Below are 16,556 nucleotides of genomic sequence, written 5' to 3'. Positions count from 1 at the left end.
CGCAGTGGCTTTCTCATCCAAATCAAACACCGCTCATGTTCAGATTGGCGGCGCGCCAGAGGGGTTTGATGCCTATCTTCTTGCGCGGGAAGTGGCCAAGTCAGACGCCCCTGTGATCCACGTGGCCCGCGATGACAAACGCCTTGCGGCGCTCAAAGCGGCCCTTGCGTTCTTTGCACCCGATCTGCCTGTGATCGACTTTCCCGCGTGGGATTGTCTGCCGTATGACCGGATTTCACCCAATGCCGATGTGTCCGCCTCCCGCATGGCGACCTTGGCTGCGTTAGCGCATGGGGCGATGCCCAAACGCTATGTTTTGTTGACCACATTGGCCGCAGCCACACAGCGTGTTCCCGCCAAAGAGACATTGGACGGGGCCGCGTTTTCACTGCGCAAAGGTCAGCGGGTCAACGAGGAGGCCTTGCGCGGCTTTTTTGTCCGTATGGGGTTCACGCAGGCGCCAACGGTTGTCGAACACGGTGATTATGCCATTCGCGGCGGCATCATTGATGTGTTTCCACCAGGCCATGATGCGCCTGTGCGCCTCGATTTCTTTGGGGATGAATTGGACGGATTGCGCCGCTTTGATCCGGCGACACAGCGCACCACCGAGACACTCGATGCGATCACGTTCACGCCTGTGTCCGAGGTTATTTTGGACGATGCGGCGATCACGCGGTTTAGGCAAGCCTACCGGATCGAGTTTGGGGCAGCGGGCACCGACGATCCCCTCTATGAAGCTGTTTCCGCAGGGAAAAAGCATGCAGGCCTTGAGCATTGGTTGCCGTTTTTTCACGACCATTTGGCCACCTTGTTTGACTATACGCCAGAGGCGACAATTGCATTGGATGACCAGACCACAGCGGCGCGGTTGGCGCGGTGGGACGGGATTGCCGATCAATACGACAGCCGCCGTGAGGCGATGACCTCGAAAAAGCGCCTTGATAGTGTGTATAAACCCTGTCCGCCTGCGTTGCTTTATCTGGATGATGCGGCGTGGGAGGCGGAAATTGCGGGCCGTAGGGTTCTTCATTTCCATCCCTCGGCGCAGGCCACAGGTCTTGGTGTTATTGATGCAGGTGGCCGCATTGGCCGCAACTTTGCACCCGAGCGCCAACAAGAAAAACTGGATCTTTTCGGGGCGTTATCCGAGCATATTCATGCAAAACGTCAGAATGGTCATGTGGTCATGGCCTCATGGTCCGAGGGCGCGCGCGACCGGTTGCAGACGCTGCTCGAGGACCAAGATCTCGTTGATACGACCCTGATTTCCGATTGGCGCGATGTGCCGTCCGGAAAGGGTGGCGTGTTCTTAACCATTTGGCCGCTTGATGAAGGGTTCGAAGCCCCAACAGAGGCCGCAGATCACGTCACGGTCATCTCGGAACAAGATGTGTTGGGCGACCGCCTCATCCGACGACCTGGCCGCAAAAAGCGGGCGGATAATTTCCTCACGGAGCATTCCGCGCTTTCGGCGGGAGATTTGATTGTTCACGTGGATCACGGGGTCGGGATTTTTCGGGGCCTTGAGATCATCACCGCGTTGGGTGCGGCGCATGAATGCCTGTTGTTGGAATATGCGGGCGGAGATCGTCTTTACCTTCCTGTTGAAAACATTGAACTTCTGAGCCGTTATGGCAACGAAGAGGGGTTGCTCGACAAGTTGGGCGGCGGCGCGTGGCAGTCCAAAAAGGCCAAGCTGAAAGAGCGCATTCGTGAGGTCGCTGAAAAGCTGATCCGCATCGCCGCTGAGCGTCAGTTGCGCAAAGCGGATATTTTGGTGCCACCCGATGACATGTGGGAGGCGTTTTGCGCCCGTTTTCCCTATGATGAAACCGATGATCAGCTCAAAGCGATCGAGGACGTGTTGGACGATCTGGAGGCGGGTCTTCCGATGGACCGTCTCGTGTGTGGCGATGTCGGGTTTGGCAAAACCGAAGTCGCGATGCGCGCGGCCTTTGTTGCGGCGCTTTGTGGTCAGCAGGTTGCGGTGATCGCACCGACCACATTGTTGGCCCGTCAACACTATCGCTCTTTTGCCGAACGCTTCCGTGGCTTTCCGATCAATGTGCGCCCGATGTCACGTTTTGTGAGCCAAAAAGAGATGACGCAAACCCGCGAGGGGCTTTTGTCAGGTGAGGTTGATATCGTCGTTGGCACCCATGCCTTGCTTGCAAAAAACGTTAAGTTTCATGATCTTGGCCTGTTGATTGTCGATGAGGAGCAACGGTTCGGCGTGACGCATAAAGAGCGCCTGAAGTCGATGAAATCCAACATCCACGTCCTGACGCTATCGGCCACGCCGATCCCGCGCACCTTGCAAATGTCGATGACGGGCGTGCGTGATTTGTCGATTATCGGCACGCCTCCCGTCGACCGTTTGGCCATTCGCACCTATGTCAGTGAGTTCGATACCGTGACGATCCGCGAGGCCTTGCTGCGCGAGCATTACCGTGGGGGGCAGTCCTTTTTCGTGGTGCCGCGCATCACCGATATCCCTGAAATTGAACAGTTTTTGACCGATAATGTGCCCGAAGTCCGCTTTGTCGTTGCCCACGGCCAGATGGCTGCGGGTGAGCTTGATGACCGGATGAACGCCTTTTATGACGGTAAGTATGATGTGCTGTTGGCCACCACAATTGTGGAGAGCGGCATTGATATTCCGACTGCCAACACGATGGTCATTCACCGCGCAGATATGTTCGGCCTGTCACAGCTCTACCAAATTCGCGGACGGGTCGGGCGCGCCAAAACCCGTGCCTATGCTTATTTGACCACCAAGCCGCGCGCGCCGTTGACCGATACCGCGCGCAAACGGTTGCGTGTGTTGGGATCGCTCGACACCCTTGGTGCGGGCTTCACGCTTGCCAGTCAGGATCTCGATATTCGCGGGGCGGGCAATCTGGTGGGCGAGGAGCAATCGGGCCACGTCAAAGAGGTCGGGTTCGAGCTGTATCAATCCATGCTCGAAGAGGCGATTGCCAAGATCAAATCTGGCCAAGAGGGTGTGACGCTGGACGATGATGGCGCATGGGCGCCACAAATCAATCTTGGCGTTCCTGTATTGATTCCAGAGGTTTACGTGCCTGATCTTGATGTTAGATTGGGTCTGTATCGCCGTTTGTCTGGACTGCACACCAAAGTCGAGTTGGAGGGATTTGCGGCGGAATTGATTGACCGGTTTGGAAAATTACCCAAAGAAGTCAATACCTTGCTGCTTGTTGTTCGCATTAAGGAAAAATGCCGCGCCGCAGGGATTGCACGCCTTGATGGCGGTCCGAAAGGGGCGACGATCCAGTTCCACAATGATAAATATGCAAATCCTGTAGGTCTGATGGAGTTTATCCACGACCAAAAAGGACAGGCAAAGGTCAAGGACAACAAGATCGTAGTCCGCCGCGATTGGAAAACCGATCGTGACAAGATCAAGGGCGCGTTTGCCATTGCTCAAGACCTTGCGCGCCACGCGAAGAGCGCCACGCAAGTCCCTAAAAAGGCATAATTATACCTCTGCGTCCACGGTGCGGCGCAAGAGGAGGTATGCGATGAGCGAGCAGATCAGTGTGCCGAGTGTGAGCGGTATGACTGTGCCGTTAAAGGCTAATCCAATGGGCGCCGCGATCAAAACCGCACTGATTGTCGATATCCCTTGGACCAATGAGGACGCGATCCCCGCGACATGGCCCAAACGTTCGAGTGACAGGGCGATGATGTTACCAAAGGTCACGCCCGCCATGAAAAACACCGAGACGGACCAGATAAAGAACACCGGAAATGCGAGGGCATCAGGCAAGAGGCCGGAACCGATCAGGACGAGAACGACTGAGGATATAGCGATTTGGCCGATGTAGGCCGAAAGTGCGATACGGCGCATGCCAAGGCGCACCACGTATTTGGCGTTCATCAGGGTTCCGACGCCTGATATCAGGGCTTGTGCAGCGAACCAAATCGGAAAGCTGTCCGTCTTATCAAACACTTCGCCGTATATTTGTTGAATGGAGGACAGGAGGCCAAACATTTGACCAAAGCCGAGCATGAGTACAAGAGTGTAAATCTGGACGGAGCGGTGCGAAAACGTCTCTTTTGTGCCCGCGATCAGGGTCGCCATGGAGAGCGCGCGGCGTTCCGCTTTGGGCAATGTCTCTTCTTGGCGGATGATCAGCCACAACCCTGACAGGGCGGCAAACACAACGAAGGATCCAAAAATGCCACGCCATCCGAACCCGAGCATAATGAGCGCGCCAAGTGCGGGGGCGACGGCGGGCACCAGAATGAAAATCATCATAATAAACGATGAAATGCGCGCCATTTCGCGCCCTTTATAGAGATCGCGGATGAGGGCCATTGTGACCACGCGCGGGGCTGCGGCACCTAACCCTTGGATCACGCGCGCGGCAAGCAGGGTTTCAAGGGTAGGGGCGGTCGCCGCCAAAACGGCTGCGGCGGCATAAACGCTCAACCCGCCAATGATAACGGCTTTGCGCCCGAAGCGGTCTGACAATGGCCCGTTGATCAGTGTGCCGATACCCAATCCCAAGACAAACGCGGTCAGGACCAGTTGGGCGCGATTGACATCATCGGGCGTCAGCTCGGCCGCAATCAACGGAATGCCCGGTAACATGGAGTCGACGGACAGCGCCACGGTGGCGGTCAGCATGGCCATGAGGGCAACAAACTCGGGTTGGGCTAATTTACGGGGCATATCTGACTCATATATGGGGTAGGCGCACCCTATGAGAGTGGCTTGGGTATGAAAAGGCCGCGTGAGGTGCGGGGTCTGTGCTTATGTGTGCGTGGGGTGGTGCGCATTGAGGTGCGTGGCCTCAACACGTGCGGCAAAGGCCAATGCAAGACAGCCAAGTGCAGCAATGATGAGTGCATGTGGCGCGCCTGCAATCAGGGTCAAGCCAGCAAAGGATAGCCCTTGGCCGATGTATTGCGGATGGGCGCAAAAGGCGTAGGGGCCGCGTGTGCAACGCGCCGCGGGCCAACCTGACGTGGCCTTAAGGCCCAATGTGGACGTGGCCCATGAGTGAAACAGTGATCCTGAGATGGCAAGTGTGCCGCCGATGCCCCACCGCACAAAGGCGGACAGGTCCAATGTGTTGCCGACACTGGAGCCAAGGCGCACAAGGCTGATGTAAATGACGATTGTCAGGCCCCATGACCAAATCACCGTCAATATGCTTGGTTGGCGTGGTGGCCAAAGACGCGCGGCGGGGTGGCGCACGGCATGGGTCAAAACCGCAATCCACCCCAGTGCGCCGATAAGGCCCAACGCGAAATCAAACGCATATGGTGAGGCGGCGGCGCTCATTTAGTCAGCGGCCTCGGCCAATTCGTCAATCACTTTGATCCACAGGTCCGTGGCCTGCGCGCCCGGAACAGCGTGTTGGTTGGCCACAACATAGAGCGGCACGCCAGAAATTCCGCGTTCGCGGGCATGTGCATCGCGCGCGCGGATCATGTCGGTGTCCTCATCGGTGGACAAAAGACGCGTCACGAGACTGGCGTCCATACTCATGCTATCCGCGATATCTGCAAGGGTTTCGATATCCCCGATGTCGCGCCCCTCATGGAAATATGCGCGGTAGAGGGCGGCGACGATCGGGGTTTGCATGCCCTCGATGCCTGCCCAGTGGATCAAGCGGTGCGCATTGAGCGTATTGGGGGTGCGTTTGATTGTCCCCAGATCGGCCTTTGGCAACTCTGCGCCCATCGTCTCGACGATAGGGCGGTAGGCGTCAATCGCACCCTGAACGCCGCCGAACTTACCCTCAAGGTAGGCGCGCCTGTCCATGCCTTGTGCTGGCATGTCGGGGTTGAGTTGGAACGGATGCCACTCCACCACGAACTGATGGTTCGGGCGGGCTTCCATCGCGCGGTCAAGGCGGGCCTTGCCGATGTAGCACCATGGGCAGATCGGGTCGTGGAAAATATCAAGTTTTATCATGGGCTACGACATAGCGCGGCGTGGGGTGGTTGGCGAGGAAATAACAAAAGGAAAATGTTCCGCGCAGTCACATTTTGGGCGCGCGGCGACGTTCCCCTTGCCCTACATCTTGTGCTTGGGTGGGGTTTGCAACTTTGCAAAGTGGCGATGTTTTGGGTTTGTTCGCGTGGCGTTCTGGCGAAGGGTGGGGTTCGCTTGTAATAATCGCGGCGCTTTTCGGGCGGTGAAAAACGTGGTTAAATAATTGCAACGATTGAGTTTTTAAGAGGTTCCCTCCCATGGCATATGTTTCCAACGACCGTTTCTCCACCGTACAAGGCCGCGCCAGACAAGGCGGACACGTAAAGCTGTCCAGACTTCCCGTCGTGACGCTTGGACTTGGGGCGGTGGCATCCCTCGCAATCGCAGCAGGAGCCTTTAACTGGCTTCCCGTTCAAACCAGCATCACCGATGAGTTGAGCAATATCGAGTTCCTCACCGGCACAGTCGACGGCACGCACTAACCGCGTGCCTCCATCCGGGCAGACAAGATGTCACGAGCAGTGATCCTCCCCCTGTCTCGTCTGTCCCAAAGAGCCCCCGAAGATGCGGTAAACAGCATCCGGGGGTTTTCTTATGTCTCGTGACCAAAGCGGCTAGCTCTGTGAGCGGACCCGATGAAGGATACGGCGTATTGGGTGGGGATTAGAACACCACACCGACCGCCGATTTTGTCACTTTGGTTGTGGCCTTTACACCCGTTTTGAGGGTCTTGCCCGCAACATAGGCAGGCGCGCAGGCGGTCAATCCAACCGCCAACACCGCCACGACAATAAATTTACGCACCATATCTATTCGTTCCAATACCAAACATCCGGTTGCCAGCCGATCCAATCGCCGTAAATCGGCAATGTCTTAGGGTAGGTCAGCTCTTTGGCGTGGGCCACGCGTGAGATATTCCACTGATAGATCGGGATGACATAGCGGCCCGCGGTCAACACGCGGTCCAGTGCGCGGGTTGCTGCGATAAAGTCGTCTTTGCTTTGCGAGGAGAGCATCGTCTCAATCAGACCATCGACGGCCTTTGATTGAACGCCCATGACATTGCGTGATCCTTCGATCTCGGCCGCCTCTGACCCCCAGTAGGTCTTTTGCTCGTTGCCGGGCGAGAGCGACAGTCCGCGGCGAAACGTGGTCATTCCGAAATCAAAGGTGTCCGAGCGCTCTCGGTATTGGGGGCGATCGACAACAGTGATGGTGGGCGTGATGCCAATCTGGATGAGGGACTGCGTGTAAGTATCTATAATAGATTGATTTTCATCGTCACCGGACTGCAATAGGATCTCAAAGGTATAGGGCGCGCCGCGTGCGTCTTTCATCACGCCATCTTGCACGGTGTAGCCTGCGTCTTTGAACAGACCCAAGGCGCGCCGTGTGGATTGACGATCATTGAGCGATCCCGATGTGGCGGGAAATACGTATCCCTCGAGTGTATCGGGCGGCAGATCATCGGCGTAGGGTGCGAGCATCTGCGCCACGCGCCCCTCGGCGGGGCCGGACGTCATTCCTAACACCGAGTTGGAATAGTATGAGGTGATGCGCGATTGCTGTGATCCCGTTTGCACCTCGTTGATGTATTCAAAGTTGAACGCCTCAATGAGGGCCTGACGCACGCGCCAATCGGAAAACTGGGGCAGGCGGGTGTTCATCACAAATCCCGTCATACCAGACGGGCGTTCATGCGGGATGATGGATTTGATCACATCGCCGCGCTCGACGGCGGGGAAATCGTACTGATCATCCCACGTCTGCACGTTGAATTCGCGGTGGCTATTGAGTTCGCCCGCTTTAAAGGCCTCGATCACCAGTGAGGAATCCGCAAAGAATTCCCACCGGATGGTATCGAGATTGGCCTGTCCGCGCATAAACGGCACATCTTTGCCCCAATAGTCGGGATTTCGGGTCAATTCGACAAATGTGCCTGCATCGTAATCTGTCACGGTGTAGGGCGCTGAGCCGATGGGGATTTCATCAAAGCCTGATTGAGTGAAATCTTTGCCCTCCCACTGTGCTTTTTGCAAAATGGGGCGCATCCCGACCAAAAGCGCCAATTCGCGGTTGTCGGTGTTGAATGTGAACTTGACGGAGGCGTCACCGGTTTTCTCGATGGATGCAATTTGCCCCCACAGCGAGGCGTAGCGGCCATGGCCCTCGGTCCCCAATTTCTCGTAGGACCAGATGACATCCTCGGGCGTCACGGGGCTGCCATCAGAGAATCGGGCCTCAGGGCGCAGGGTAAATTCCGCCCATGTGCGGTCCTCATCGGTGTCGATTGTCTCGCACAACAGGCAATATAGGGTGAAAGGTTCGCTGTAGGCGCGGCCCATTAAGCTCTCCGCCAACATGTAACGAAGCTGCCACGGCGAGGTGCCTTTTTGCACAAACGGGTTGAGGCTATCAAAGGTTCCGCCCTCGCCAGTGACGATCTTGCCCCCCTTGGGGGCTGTCGGGTCCGCGTAGGGGAGAGACACGAAATCTTGTGGTAGGTCGGGGGTGCCATACATAGCTATGCCATGCATCGGCTCGCCATACGCAAGACTTGATCCGGCGATGAGCGCCAATGCGGCGCTTGTGGCGCGTAGCGCGTAGAAAATATTCGTTGCCATATCGAGAACAAAGCCTCCGTCTCGTTTGTTATGTGAGGGTTAGCCTAAGCGGGTGGATCAGTGAATTCAAACTTTTAGCTTGGAGTGGCCCGTTGAAAGGCGTATAAAGACCTCACTGCTCGATAGGTTTCTTGCCTGTATGAAACCTGCCTCAATAACTTTGCGCCGGCCTTGTGCCGGCGTTTTTTTTGGCAAAATTTCCAAAATTGACCTTAGGTCGCCCCCAACTATGCTTGGACTTAGGGCGTGCAGCGGCCCCACCTAAAGCACATGTCAGGTATGCCAAAGTTTCGCGCGGTTCGGGGCGTTTCTGCGCCGTAGCACCGATTCTCTCTTTGCATTGCGCGTCAGGGTTCTACACTCGGACAAAATGGCATCGAATGGAGATCAACATGGACCTAAAAGGTAAAACCGCCCTCGTGACCGGATCCAATTCGGGGATTGGCCTTGGCGTGGCGCGTGAATTGGCCAAAGCGGGCATCAACGTTGTGCTCAACTCATTCACCGACAGCCAAGAGGACCATGAACTGGCGCACAGCATCGCCACCGAATTTGGCGTTGAGGCGCGCTATATCAGCGCTGATATGTCCAAGGCCGATGAGTGCCGCGACCTGATCACACGGGCGGGTGTGTGCGATATTTTGGTGAATAATGCAGGCATTCAATATGTCGCGGGGATTGACGAGTTTCCGGTTGATAAGTGGGACGCTATTATTGCGATCAACATGTCCTCGGCGTTTCATACCACTGCCGCCGCCCTACCGATGATGCGCAAAGCGGGGTGGGGACGGGTGATCAATATCGCCTCGGCGCATGGCCTGACGGCCTCGCCCTATAAATCGGCCTACGTTGCAGCCAAACACGGCGTTGTGGGCCTGACCAAAGTGACCGCGCTCGAAACCGCGCGTGAGGCGATCACCGCCAATGCGATTTGTCCGGGCTATGTGCTAACCCCGCTTGTCGAGGCGCAGATCCCAGATACGATGAAAAAGTATGATATGGACCGCGAAACGGTGATCCGTGAGGTCTTGTTAGAGCGTCAGCCATCAAAAGAATTTGCGACCGTCGAGCAATTGGGGGGGACGTGTTTGTTCCTTGCCTCGGACGCCGCGGCGCAAATCACAGGGACGACACTTTCCGTCGACGGCGGATGGACGGCTTTATAACTCTAGTAAATGGTAAGGATCACTCTCATGCACTCGAACGAGCCACTCATCTTCGAAAATGCGGGACTGGCTGGATCAAAGATCTCGCGATGTAATCTATCCCATACGGTTGTAACGGGATGTAACTTTCTAGGCACTATCATAGATGATTGCAATATGGAGAGCTTGTCATTGCACAACGCGAACCTCACACGCAGTCGCATCGACAACGTGAACTTTTCGGACGCGGTTGTGACGAACTGCAATCTCACAGGATTTGCCATCCTCAATTGCGGCCTTGAAGGGATGACCATCGACGGGATTGCCGTGACCGACTTGTTGAAAAAATGGCACGAAGGTTGATCGGATAATCTCTTGTGTAGGGCGCGATGATATCGCCAAGAAAAAGAGGCGCCCGTAAGAGCGCCTCTTTCTCGTGTGCTTGGGAGGTCTTAGTTGGACAGCGTAAAGGGTGCTGTGTAGTTGGCCACGTTGTCTGCTGTGATCAACAGGCAGTCGAACAACTGCTTTTCGGTTGCGACCATAGCTTCGCCGTTTTTGATGTAGTGATCGGCTTGGATGACCGCTTCGCGGGCGAATACGGCAACAGGCTGAAGCACGGTATAGGCCATTTCTCCGGCGGCAACGGATGCAACCGCATCTGGTGAGCCGTCAAATCCGCCAACGACAACACCGTCAAGGCGACCCGCTTCTTTGAGCGCCGCAATCGCGCCGAGCGCCATCTCGTCGTTCCCTGAAATCACGGCATCAATCACAGGGTTTGCCTGAATGATCGACTGCATCTTGGTGTAGCCCTGTGTGCGGTCCCAGTTTGCGACTTCTTCAGCGACTTTGACGAGGTCGGGGTACTGGCTGAGCACGGTGTTGTAACCGTTGGAGCGTGTCGCGGCGTTGTTGTCGGATGGGTTGCCAAAGAACTCGACATAGCTTGCGGCGTCACCGACGACCTCTTGCCATGCGATTGCACCAAGGGCTGCGCCCTGTGCGTTGTTCGAGACCAACTGACCGATGGCCAAGCCGCTTTCGTTGATTTCCGCGTTCACGAGAAACACGGGAATGCCCGCTTCGGTTGCTTTGCGCACAACACCGACAGAGCCGTCAGCGTTTGCCGGATCAAGAATGATCGCAGCCGCACCGTTGGTGATTGCCGCGTCAATGAGGTTCGACTCGAGGTTGGTGTCGCCAGTGTGAGCGGACACGGTGGCCTCATACCCGAGCTCTTCGGCGGTTGCCTTGGCCACTTCGCCTTCGGTGAACCAGTAGGGGTTCGCAGGGTCGTTGACGATAATGGAGATCAATCCATCTGCCCAAGCGGAGCCTGCCATGAGGGGCAGGGCGGTTGCTGCGGCGAGCAATGTGCGTGTTGTAAACTTAATCATGTTGGTCTCTCCCTTTGGTGTCTAAATGCCGAACGATCGGCGGGTTTCGTAGCGCCCCGTCCCATCGGAAGCGCGTACAAACTGTGGTGGGGGCGGCGCTAGGATGTGCGGCCTTTGCCCCCGTAATTGATGGAGTTGAGCAAGACGGCGAGCACGATCACCGCGCCGGTAAACACGGTCTGCCAGTAGGACGACACCCCCGTGATCACGAGGCCCGCGCCCAAAAACACGATCACGAACCCGCCCAAAAGCGTGCCGCGCACGGTGCCACGCCCGCCCGTCAACGCGGCCCCGCCGATCACAACGGCGGCGATTGCGGTCAGCTCATAGGTCGTGCCTGCGGTCGGGCCAGCGGAGGTCAGTTGCGAGCTGAGAACAAGCCCCGCAATGGCTGCACAGACCCCAGACAGGACATAAACCCAGATCAGAACTTTGGAGACGGGCACACCCGATAGGCGCGCCGCATTGGGGTTGCCACCTGCCGAATAGAGCCAGCGTCCAAACGGGGTACGCGACAGCAACAGATACACCGTGACGGCCACTAGGCTAAGTGCAAAGATGCTAATCGGCACGCCCCAAAGGCGGTTGAACCCAAGCCATTCAAAGCCTGTGTTCCCCAATTCGGCGCGCCCCGACAGGTTGTTAAACGTCAAGCCATTGGTCATCAGCAACGCCGCACCGCGTGCCACATAGAGCGTACCCAATGTGGCCACGAACGCCGGAACCTTGAACCATGCGACCAAGATGCCGTTGATCACGCCAACAAATGCCCCCATGGCGAGGGTACACACCACCACGGCCCAAACCGGCAGATAGATGATAATCCCAAGGGACTCCAATTCGACGCCCTGCATCAAAAATCCCGCAAACACACCGCAAAGCGCCAATGTCGATCCAACCGACAAATCAATCCCGCCACTTAGAATGACCAGCAGCATACCGATAGCCAACAGGCCAAAAATGGCCACTTGTGACGTCATGATCAAAAAGTTTGGCAGGCTGAAGTAGTTGGGCGACAGCATTGAAAAGATAACGATAATTGCGATCAGCGCAAAGAACGCACGCCCCTCCAACAACAGGTAGCCAATGTCGAGGCGCGGCTTTGTGGGCGTGGATTGTGCCGCTTTTGAGGTCGTGTCCGACATGGTGCAAGCTCCTTGAGAGTCGATCAAGCAACCACAGCTTCGCCCGAGGCGGCCATGATCTCTTCTTTGGTGACGTTTTGGGTGAATTCGGCGGAGATGCGCCCACGGCTCATGACGATGATCCTATGGGCAATCGAAAGGCATTCGCCGACCTCGGATGTGGTGTATACAACGGCAATCCCTTGGCGGGCGCGCTCGGCCAACAGGCCAAACACTTCGGCTTTGGCGCCGATATCGATCCCGCGGCTGGGTTCGTCCAAAAGGATCACACTGGGCGATGTGGCCAACATTTTGCCGATCACAACCTTTTGCTGATTGCCGCCCGACAAAGACCCGATCATTGCGTCTGGCCCATCGGTTTTGACGGTCACATCGCGAATGGTGTCAGCAATAATGACGTCCTCCGCGCTGCGCGAGGTGAACAAGCGTTTGGTAAAGGCGCGGATAGAGGCCAACGACAGGTTCGTGCCGACACTCATGGTTTGCACCAATCCATCGCGCTGACGGTCTTCGGGCACCAGCACAAGGCCCGCGTCAATCCGCTGTGCAATCGTCAGTCGCGAAACGTCTTGGCCATGGAGCAACACGTGGCCGTGCGCCGCACTCATGCGACCAGCGGCACATTCCATCAATTCGGTGCGCCCTGCGCCCATCAAGCCGTAAATACAGACCACTTCGCCGGCGTTCACGGTGAGGTTGAGCCGATCAACGGCAAGACCGGTGCCCGATGCGTCTGCCACGCTGAGGTCTTTGATCTCAAGGGCGGGTGCGCCAAATGCATAGCCAGAGGGCGGCGCGCCGAGGTCAAAGTTCTCGCCAACCATATTGCGCACAATCCATTCCAGATCGATCTCGCTGCGCGGTGCATAGGCCGTCATGGCCCCATCGCGCAGCACAACGGCGTGGTTGGTCACTTGTAATGCTTCTTCGAGGTGGTGCGAAATATAGACGATCGAGACGCCGCGCGCCGTCAGATCGCGAATAACTTTGAACAGAACCTCGACTTCGCTGGCTGAAAGTGCCGATGTCGGCTCGTCCATAATCAAAATGCGCGAATTGACCGACAGGGCGCGTGCGATTTCAACGATTTGTTGCTGTCCAAGGCGCAAATCTTCGACGAGGGTGAGCGGATCAATGTCCTCTTCGAGCTCTTGCATGAGGTTGCGGGCTTGGCGTTCTTCCTCGGCAAAATTGACGCCCGTTGGACCCGTGATTTCGCGCCCCAAAAAGATGTTGTCGCGCACGTTCATGTTGGGCGCGAGGCTCAACTCTTGGTGGATGATCGAAATGCCAAAGTTGAGCGCATCCGTGGTCGACGACAGTGTCACAGGCACCCCGTCCACCAAAATCTCGCCAGAAGTGGGCAATTGCACCCCCGACAGGATTTTCATCAACGTCGATTTGCCCGCGCCGTTTTCGCCAAACAACGTGGTGACTTGTCCGCGATGAATGTCGAAATTGACGCCTTTAAGTGCTTGCACCGCGCCGAAGGATTTGGCGATGTTGCGCGCGGCCAATACGACTTCCGCCGTGTCGGGCGTGGCCGTTGGGACGTCGATATGTGACACATCGGTGATCATTGGACATCAAACTCCACTGGCGTGATCAGCCAGTTTTTCGGGTTGATGAGCTTGAAGACGCCCGTGACAGTGAGTGTGCGTCCGCTAAGAGCATCGCGATCAACATCTGACAAAATGGCCTCGGACATCGCGCGATTGATGCCCGCTCCGGCGTCTTGGTATTCAATTTGATTGGTGAAGGCCCCAAAGGCGATATCACCCGTGGCATCCCGTAAATCCGTACCATTAATGGCGGGGCCAGTTTGGACGCGGATGCGGATGGTGTCGGGAACGCCCGCTACAGTGACGTCATAGATGCCCGAGCGACCGTTTGCGACCACACCTGTCAAGCGGACAGGGATCACGGGGCCGATCCCGTCACCCACACCGTATGCGGCAATGGCTGCGGCTTTGTCTGCGGCCAGTTCTGTGGCCAGTTTTGCGGCGTCTACGGCGCGTCCGGTGACAGATGACTGGATAACGGGGAACTGTGCCGCGCCATATGCGTCAGGCGAGAACGCCTGTTTGCGTGCATCAAGGTCAGAGCCGATCTGAACAACAGTTGTATCAAGGGCCATCGCGCCCATAACGACCACAACAGCCGCCGCAATCATCAGCGGTGTTCTGGATTTCGCCTTTTGGCGGGGCGTGGTGTCGGTTATGGCCATTGCGCTATGCTCTCTGGTCATTGGCCGCGAGCGGCCGTTGCACGTGAAGATGCGCGCAAAAGCGGCACCCGTTTCTCGATGTTGTGAAGATAACCCGACCGTCCTCCAACGGTTGAATTGTCCTCCTCCCATGTGCCGACACGCAGGGCCGCAGTGATGCGTTATCTGTGTGTTGGTGAATCAGAGCCTATGTGAAATAATTTGCGTTGTCTGCAAAAAAATTCACACAATGGAAAAATGATGTGCTAAACCTGTTGAACGATAGGACGGATTTGCGGCACATGCGGCATAGCTGGCTTGGCGCAAATGTGCGACGCACAAAGACGTGGGCGACCACACATAGAATACAGGGTGCACGCGGCGAGAGGTTTGATGTCGCCGGTGCAGACCAGACGAATAAGGGCGGAGGCGTAAATGGCACAGTGTGACATCATCATTGGAATTGACGCGGGCACATCGGTCATTAAGGCTGTTGCACTCGATCTAAGCGGTCGACAAATCGCAACCTCCGCCGCACTCAATACCTACCGCACAGGCGCAGACGGATCAGCGGTGCAATCGTTGCCCCAAACATGGGCCGACTGTGTAAAGGCGATCAGGGGTCTATTTGACCGCGTTGACAATCTTGCGGCGCGCACTGCGGCGATTGCCGTGACGGGGCAGGGTGATGGCACATGGCTTGTCGGGGCGCAAAACGCCCCCGTTACCGATGCGTGGTTGTGGCTTGATGCGCGCGCGGCGCCAACGGCGCGGGCCTTGTCGCAGGGGGCGGGTGAGCGCGCGCGCTTCGAGGCCACGGGAACAGGCCTCAACACCAGTCAGCAATCGACGCAAATGGCGCATATGGATCGTCATCTGCCCGAGCTGTTGGATCGCGCCGAGGTGGCCTTGCACTGTAAGGACTGGCTGTTTGCCAATCTTACGGGGGTGCGCGCCACAGATCCGTCCGAGGCCAGCTTTACCTTCGGCAACTTTCGCACACGCGACTACGATGACACTGTCCTGAATGCGCTCGGCCTGAGCCACCGCAAATCATTGTTGCCACCCATTGTTGATGGCAGTCAGACGGTGTTTGCATTGACGCCCGACGCCGCACAGGCCACGGGCCTTTTGGCGGGGACGCCAGTGTCACTGGGCTATGTCGACATGGTGATGACTGCATTGGGTGCGGGCGTTCACACAGGGCACGCGGGGTCTGCGTGTTCCACCATCGGATCAACGGGTGTGCATATGCGCTCTGTGTTGTCGTCTGATGTCCACCTCAATGGTGAGGGAACGGGCTACGTGATTTGCTTGCCCGTTACGGATTTTGTCACCCAAGTGCAAACCAACATGGCCGCAACGCTCAATATCGATTGGGCGCTGCGCATGGCCGCAGATATGATGACCGACCTTGGCTATGAGCACTCCTATTCGGATCTTGTACCGCGCATCGACGACTGGTTGGCGCGCTCTGATCCCAGCACACTACTGTATCATCCGTATATTTCCGAGGCAGGGGAACGCGGTCCGTTCGTGAACGCCAATGCGCGGGCGAGCTTCGTTGGACTAAACGCCAATCACCGGTTTGCAGACCTGCTACGCGGTGTGGTTGAGGGATTGGCACTGGCGGCGCGCGATTGTTATGGCGCTATGGGCGACATGCCGTCCGAAGTGCGCCTGACGGGTGGGGCGGCGCGCTCGGATGGATTGCGCGCAATCCTGTCGGGATGCCTCAATACGCCCGTGCGCGTGTCTGCCCGTGATGAGGCGGGAGCCGCCGGATGTGCGATGATGGCGGCCGTTGCGATCGGCGCTTACGAGACTATGGATGAGTGTATTGCGACATGGGTCACACCCTTGCTCGCACAGGCGGAACGCCCCGATCCAGCGCTGGTGGCCACCTATGATGGCCTCTATGCGGCCTACGCCAAAACACGTAGCGCACTGACCCCGATTTGGGACGATCTTGCAGCACACCATGCGGCGATGACTGTCCCCTCCGAAAATGACCATACCGAAATGACAACGGACGCACGCCCTGCGTCACGAGGAGCGTAAC

At 57.0% G+C, this 16,556-nt stretch carries 14 protein-coding genes and 1 pseudogene; 6 read left to right on the top strand and 9 right to left on the bottom strand.

Translation table 11 applies throughout. From position 1 onward, the window contains the following. Positions 1-4 precede the first annotated feature (4 nt). The gene (mfd, locus tag IMCC12053_RS02035; RefSeq protein ID WP_062215281.1) at positions 5-3,502 is read left to right on the top strand and encodes a transcription-repair coupling factor; all 3,498 of its coding nucleotides are present in this window, start codon (positions 5-7) and stop codon (positions 3,500-3,502) included. Here mfd and IMCC12053_RS02030 read toward each other — a convergent pair whose 3' ends face one another. The 3 genes from IMCC12053_RS02030 to IMCC12053_RS02020 all read right to left on the bottom strand — a co-directional run bounded on the left by IMCC12053_RS02030 (position 3,503) and on the right by IMCC12053_RS02020 (position 5,953). Beyond that, on the bottom strand, positions 3,503-4,702 hold the full coding sequence (locus IMCC12053_RS02030) for a multidrug effflux MFS transporter (protein WP_062215280.1): 1,200 nt from the start codon (positions 4,700-4,702) through the stop codon (positions 3,503-3,505). It abuts the gene before it with no gap. Between the two features lie 81 nt (positions 4,703-4,783). Further along, positions 4,784-5,317: a methyltransferase family protein gene (locus IMCC12053_RS02025; protein WP_062215278.1), complete on the bottom strand. Its 534-nt coding sequence runs from the start codon at positions 5,315-5,317 to the stop codon at positions 4,784-4,786. Beyond that, the gene (locus IMCC12053_RS02020; protein ID WP_062215276.1) at positions 5,318-5,953 is read right to left on the bottom strand and encodes a DsbA family oxidoreductase; all 636 of its coding nucleotides are present in this window, start codon (positions 5,951-5,953) and stop codon (positions 5,318-5,320) included. 278 nt (positions 5,954-6,231) lie between these two features. Here IMCC12053_RS02020 and IMCC12053_RS02015 point away from each other — a divergent pair, with 278 nt between their 5' ends. Then, a complete protein-coding gene (locus tag IMCC12053_RS02015; RefSeq protein ID WP_062215274.1) occupies positions 6,232-6,456 on the top strand; it encodes a hypothetical protein in 225 nt (74 codons plus the stop codon). Positions 6,457-6,637: 181 nt separating this feature from the next. Here the strand turns inward: IMCC12053_RS02015 and IMCC12053_RS15690 are convergent, their stop codons facing one another. Both IMCC12053_RS15690 and IMCC12053_RS02010 read right to left on the bottom strand, forming a co-directional pair. After that, a complete protein-coding gene (locus IMCC12053_RS15690) occupies positions 6,638-6,781 on the bottom strand; it encodes a hypothetical protein (RefSeq protein WP_156320728.1) in 144 nt (47 codons plus the stop codon). 2 nt (positions 6,782-6,783) lie between these two features. After that, a complete protein-coding gene (locus IMCC12053_RS02010) occupies positions 6,784-8,598 on the bottom strand; it encodes an extracellular solute-binding protein (RefSeq protein ID WP_062215272.1) in 1,815 nt (604 codons plus the stop codon). A gap of 392 nt (positions 8,599-8,990) precedes the next feature. Here IMCC12053_RS02010 and IMCC12053_RS02005 point away from each other — a divergent pair, with 392 nt between their 5' ends. From IMCC12053_RS02005 to IMCC12053_RS16205, 3 genes and pseudogenes are all read left to right on the top strand, one after another. Continuing rightward, on the top strand, positions 8,991-9,764 hold the full coding sequence (locus IMCC12053_RS02005) for a 3-hydroxybutyrate dehydrogenase (protein WP_177205492.1): 774 nt from the start codon (positions 8,991-8,993) through the stop codon (positions 9,762-9,764). Between the two features lie 9 nt (positions 9,765-9,773). After that, positions 9,774-9,911, top strand: a pseudogene (locus IMCC12053_RS16210) (hypothetical protein); the annotation flags it as partial. A 9-nt stretch (positions 9,912-9,920) separates the two neighbouring features. Next, entirely contained in the window at positions 9,921-10,106 is a 186-nt protein-coding gene (locus IMCC12053_RS16205) for a pentapeptide repeat-containing protein (RefSeq protein ID WP_062215269.1), read from the top strand. A gap of 89 nt (positions 10,107-10,195) precedes the next feature. Here the strand turns inward: IMCC12053_RS16205 and IMCC12053_RS01995 are convergent, their stop codons facing one another. From IMCC12053_RS01995 to IMCC12053_RS01980, 4 genes are all read right to left on the bottom strand, one after another. Further along, positions 10,196-11,143: a D-ribose ABC transporter substrate-binding protein gene (locus IMCC12053_RS01995; protein ID WP_062215266.1), complete on the bottom strand. Its 948-nt coding sequence runs from the start codon at positions 11,141-11,143 to the stop codon at positions 10,196-10,198. Between the two features lie 98 nt (positions 11,144-11,241). Further along, entirely contained in the window at positions 11,242-12,288 is a 1,047-nt protein-coding gene (locus tag IMCC12053_RS01990; RefSeq protein WP_062215263.1) for an ABC transporter permease, read from the bottom strand. Between the two features lie 23 nt (positions 12,289-12,311). Then, entirely contained in the window at positions 12,312-13,868 is a 1,557-nt protein-coding gene (locus IMCC12053_RS01985) for a sugar ABC transporter ATP-binding protein (protein WP_062215260.1), read from the bottom strand. Further along, a complete protein-coding gene (locus tag IMCC12053_RS01980) occupies positions 13,865-14,515 on the bottom strand; it encodes a DUF2291 domain-containing protein (RefSeq protein ID WP_062215257.1) in 651 nt (216 codons plus the stop codon). Before IMCC12053_RS01980 ends, IMCC12053_RS01985 begins: the two co-directional genes overlap by 4 nt. 414 nt (positions 14,516-14,929) lie before the next feature. On the opposite strand from IMCC12053_RS01980, the gene IMCC12053_RS01975 reads away from it, so the two are divergent. Further along, positions 14,930-16,555 (top strand): FGGY-family carbohydrate kinase, encoded by a 1,626-nt coding sequence (locus IMCC12053_RS01975; RefSeq protein WP_062215254.1) that lies wholly within the window; start codon positions 14,930-14,932, stop codon positions 16,553-16,555. Position 16,556 lies beyond the last annotated feature (1 nt).

This window comes from Celeribacter marinus (assembly GCF_001308265.1).
GTDB classification, from domain to species: Bacteria; Pseudomonadota; Alphaproteobacteria; order Rhodobacterales; family Rhodobacteraceae; genus Celeribacter; species Celeribacter marinus.
This window is presented reverse-complemented; position numbering and strand designations above follow the sequence as displayed.

Coding starts and splice junctions, on each gene's coding strand:
- IMCC12053_RS02030 (WP_062215280.1), bottom strand. CDS start 4,702: ATGCCCCGTAAATTAGCCCAACCCGAGTTTGTTGCCCTCATGGCCATG.
- IMCC12053_RS01980 (WP_062215257.1), bottom strand. CDS start 14,515: ATGGCCATAACCGACACCACGCCCCGCCAAAAGGCGAAATCCAGAACA.
- IMCC12053_RS01985 (WP_062215260.1), bottom strand. CDS start 13,868: ATGATCACCGATGTGTCACATATCGACGTCCCAACGGCCACGCCCGAC.
- IMCC12053_RS02025 (WP_062215278.1), bottom strand. CDS start 5,317: ATGAGCGCCGCCGCCTCACCATATGCGTTTGATTTCGCGTTGGGCCTT.
- IMCC12053_RS02005 (WP_177205492.1), top strand. CDS start 8,991: ATGGACCTAAAAGGTAAAACCGCCCTCGTGACCGGATCCAATTCGGGG.
- IMCC12053_RS16205 (WP_062215269.1), top strand. CDS start 9,921: ATGGAGAGCTTGTCATTGCACAACGCGAACCTCACACGCAGTCGCATC.
- IMCC12053_RS01975 (WP_062215254.1), top strand. CDS start 14,930: ATGGCACAGTGTGACATCATCATTGGAATTGACGCGGGCACATCGGTC.
- IMCC12053_RS15690 (WP_156320728.1), bottom strand. CDS start 6,781: ATGGTGCGTAAATTTATTGTCGTGGCGGTGTTGGCGGTTGGATTGACC.
- IMCC12053_RS01990 (WP_062215263.1), bottom strand. CDS start 12,288: ATGTCGGACACGACCTCAAAAGCGGCACAATCCACGCCCACAAAGCCG.
- IMCC12053_RS01995 (WP_062215266.1), bottom strand. CDS start 11,143: ATGATTAAGTTTACAACACGCACATTGCTCGCCGCAGCAACCGCCCTG.
- IMCC12053_RS02015 (WP_062215274.1), top strand. CDS start 6,232: ATGGCATATGTTTCCAACGACCGTTTCTCCACCGTACAAGGCCGCGCC.
- IMCC12053_RS02010 (WP_062215272.1), bottom strand. CDS start 8,598: ATGGCAACGAATATTTTCTACGCGCTACGCGCCACAAGCGCCGCATTG.
- IMCC12053_RS02020 (WP_062215276.1), bottom strand. CDS start 5,953: ATGATAAAACTTGATATTTTCCACGACCCGATCTGCCCATGGTGCTAC.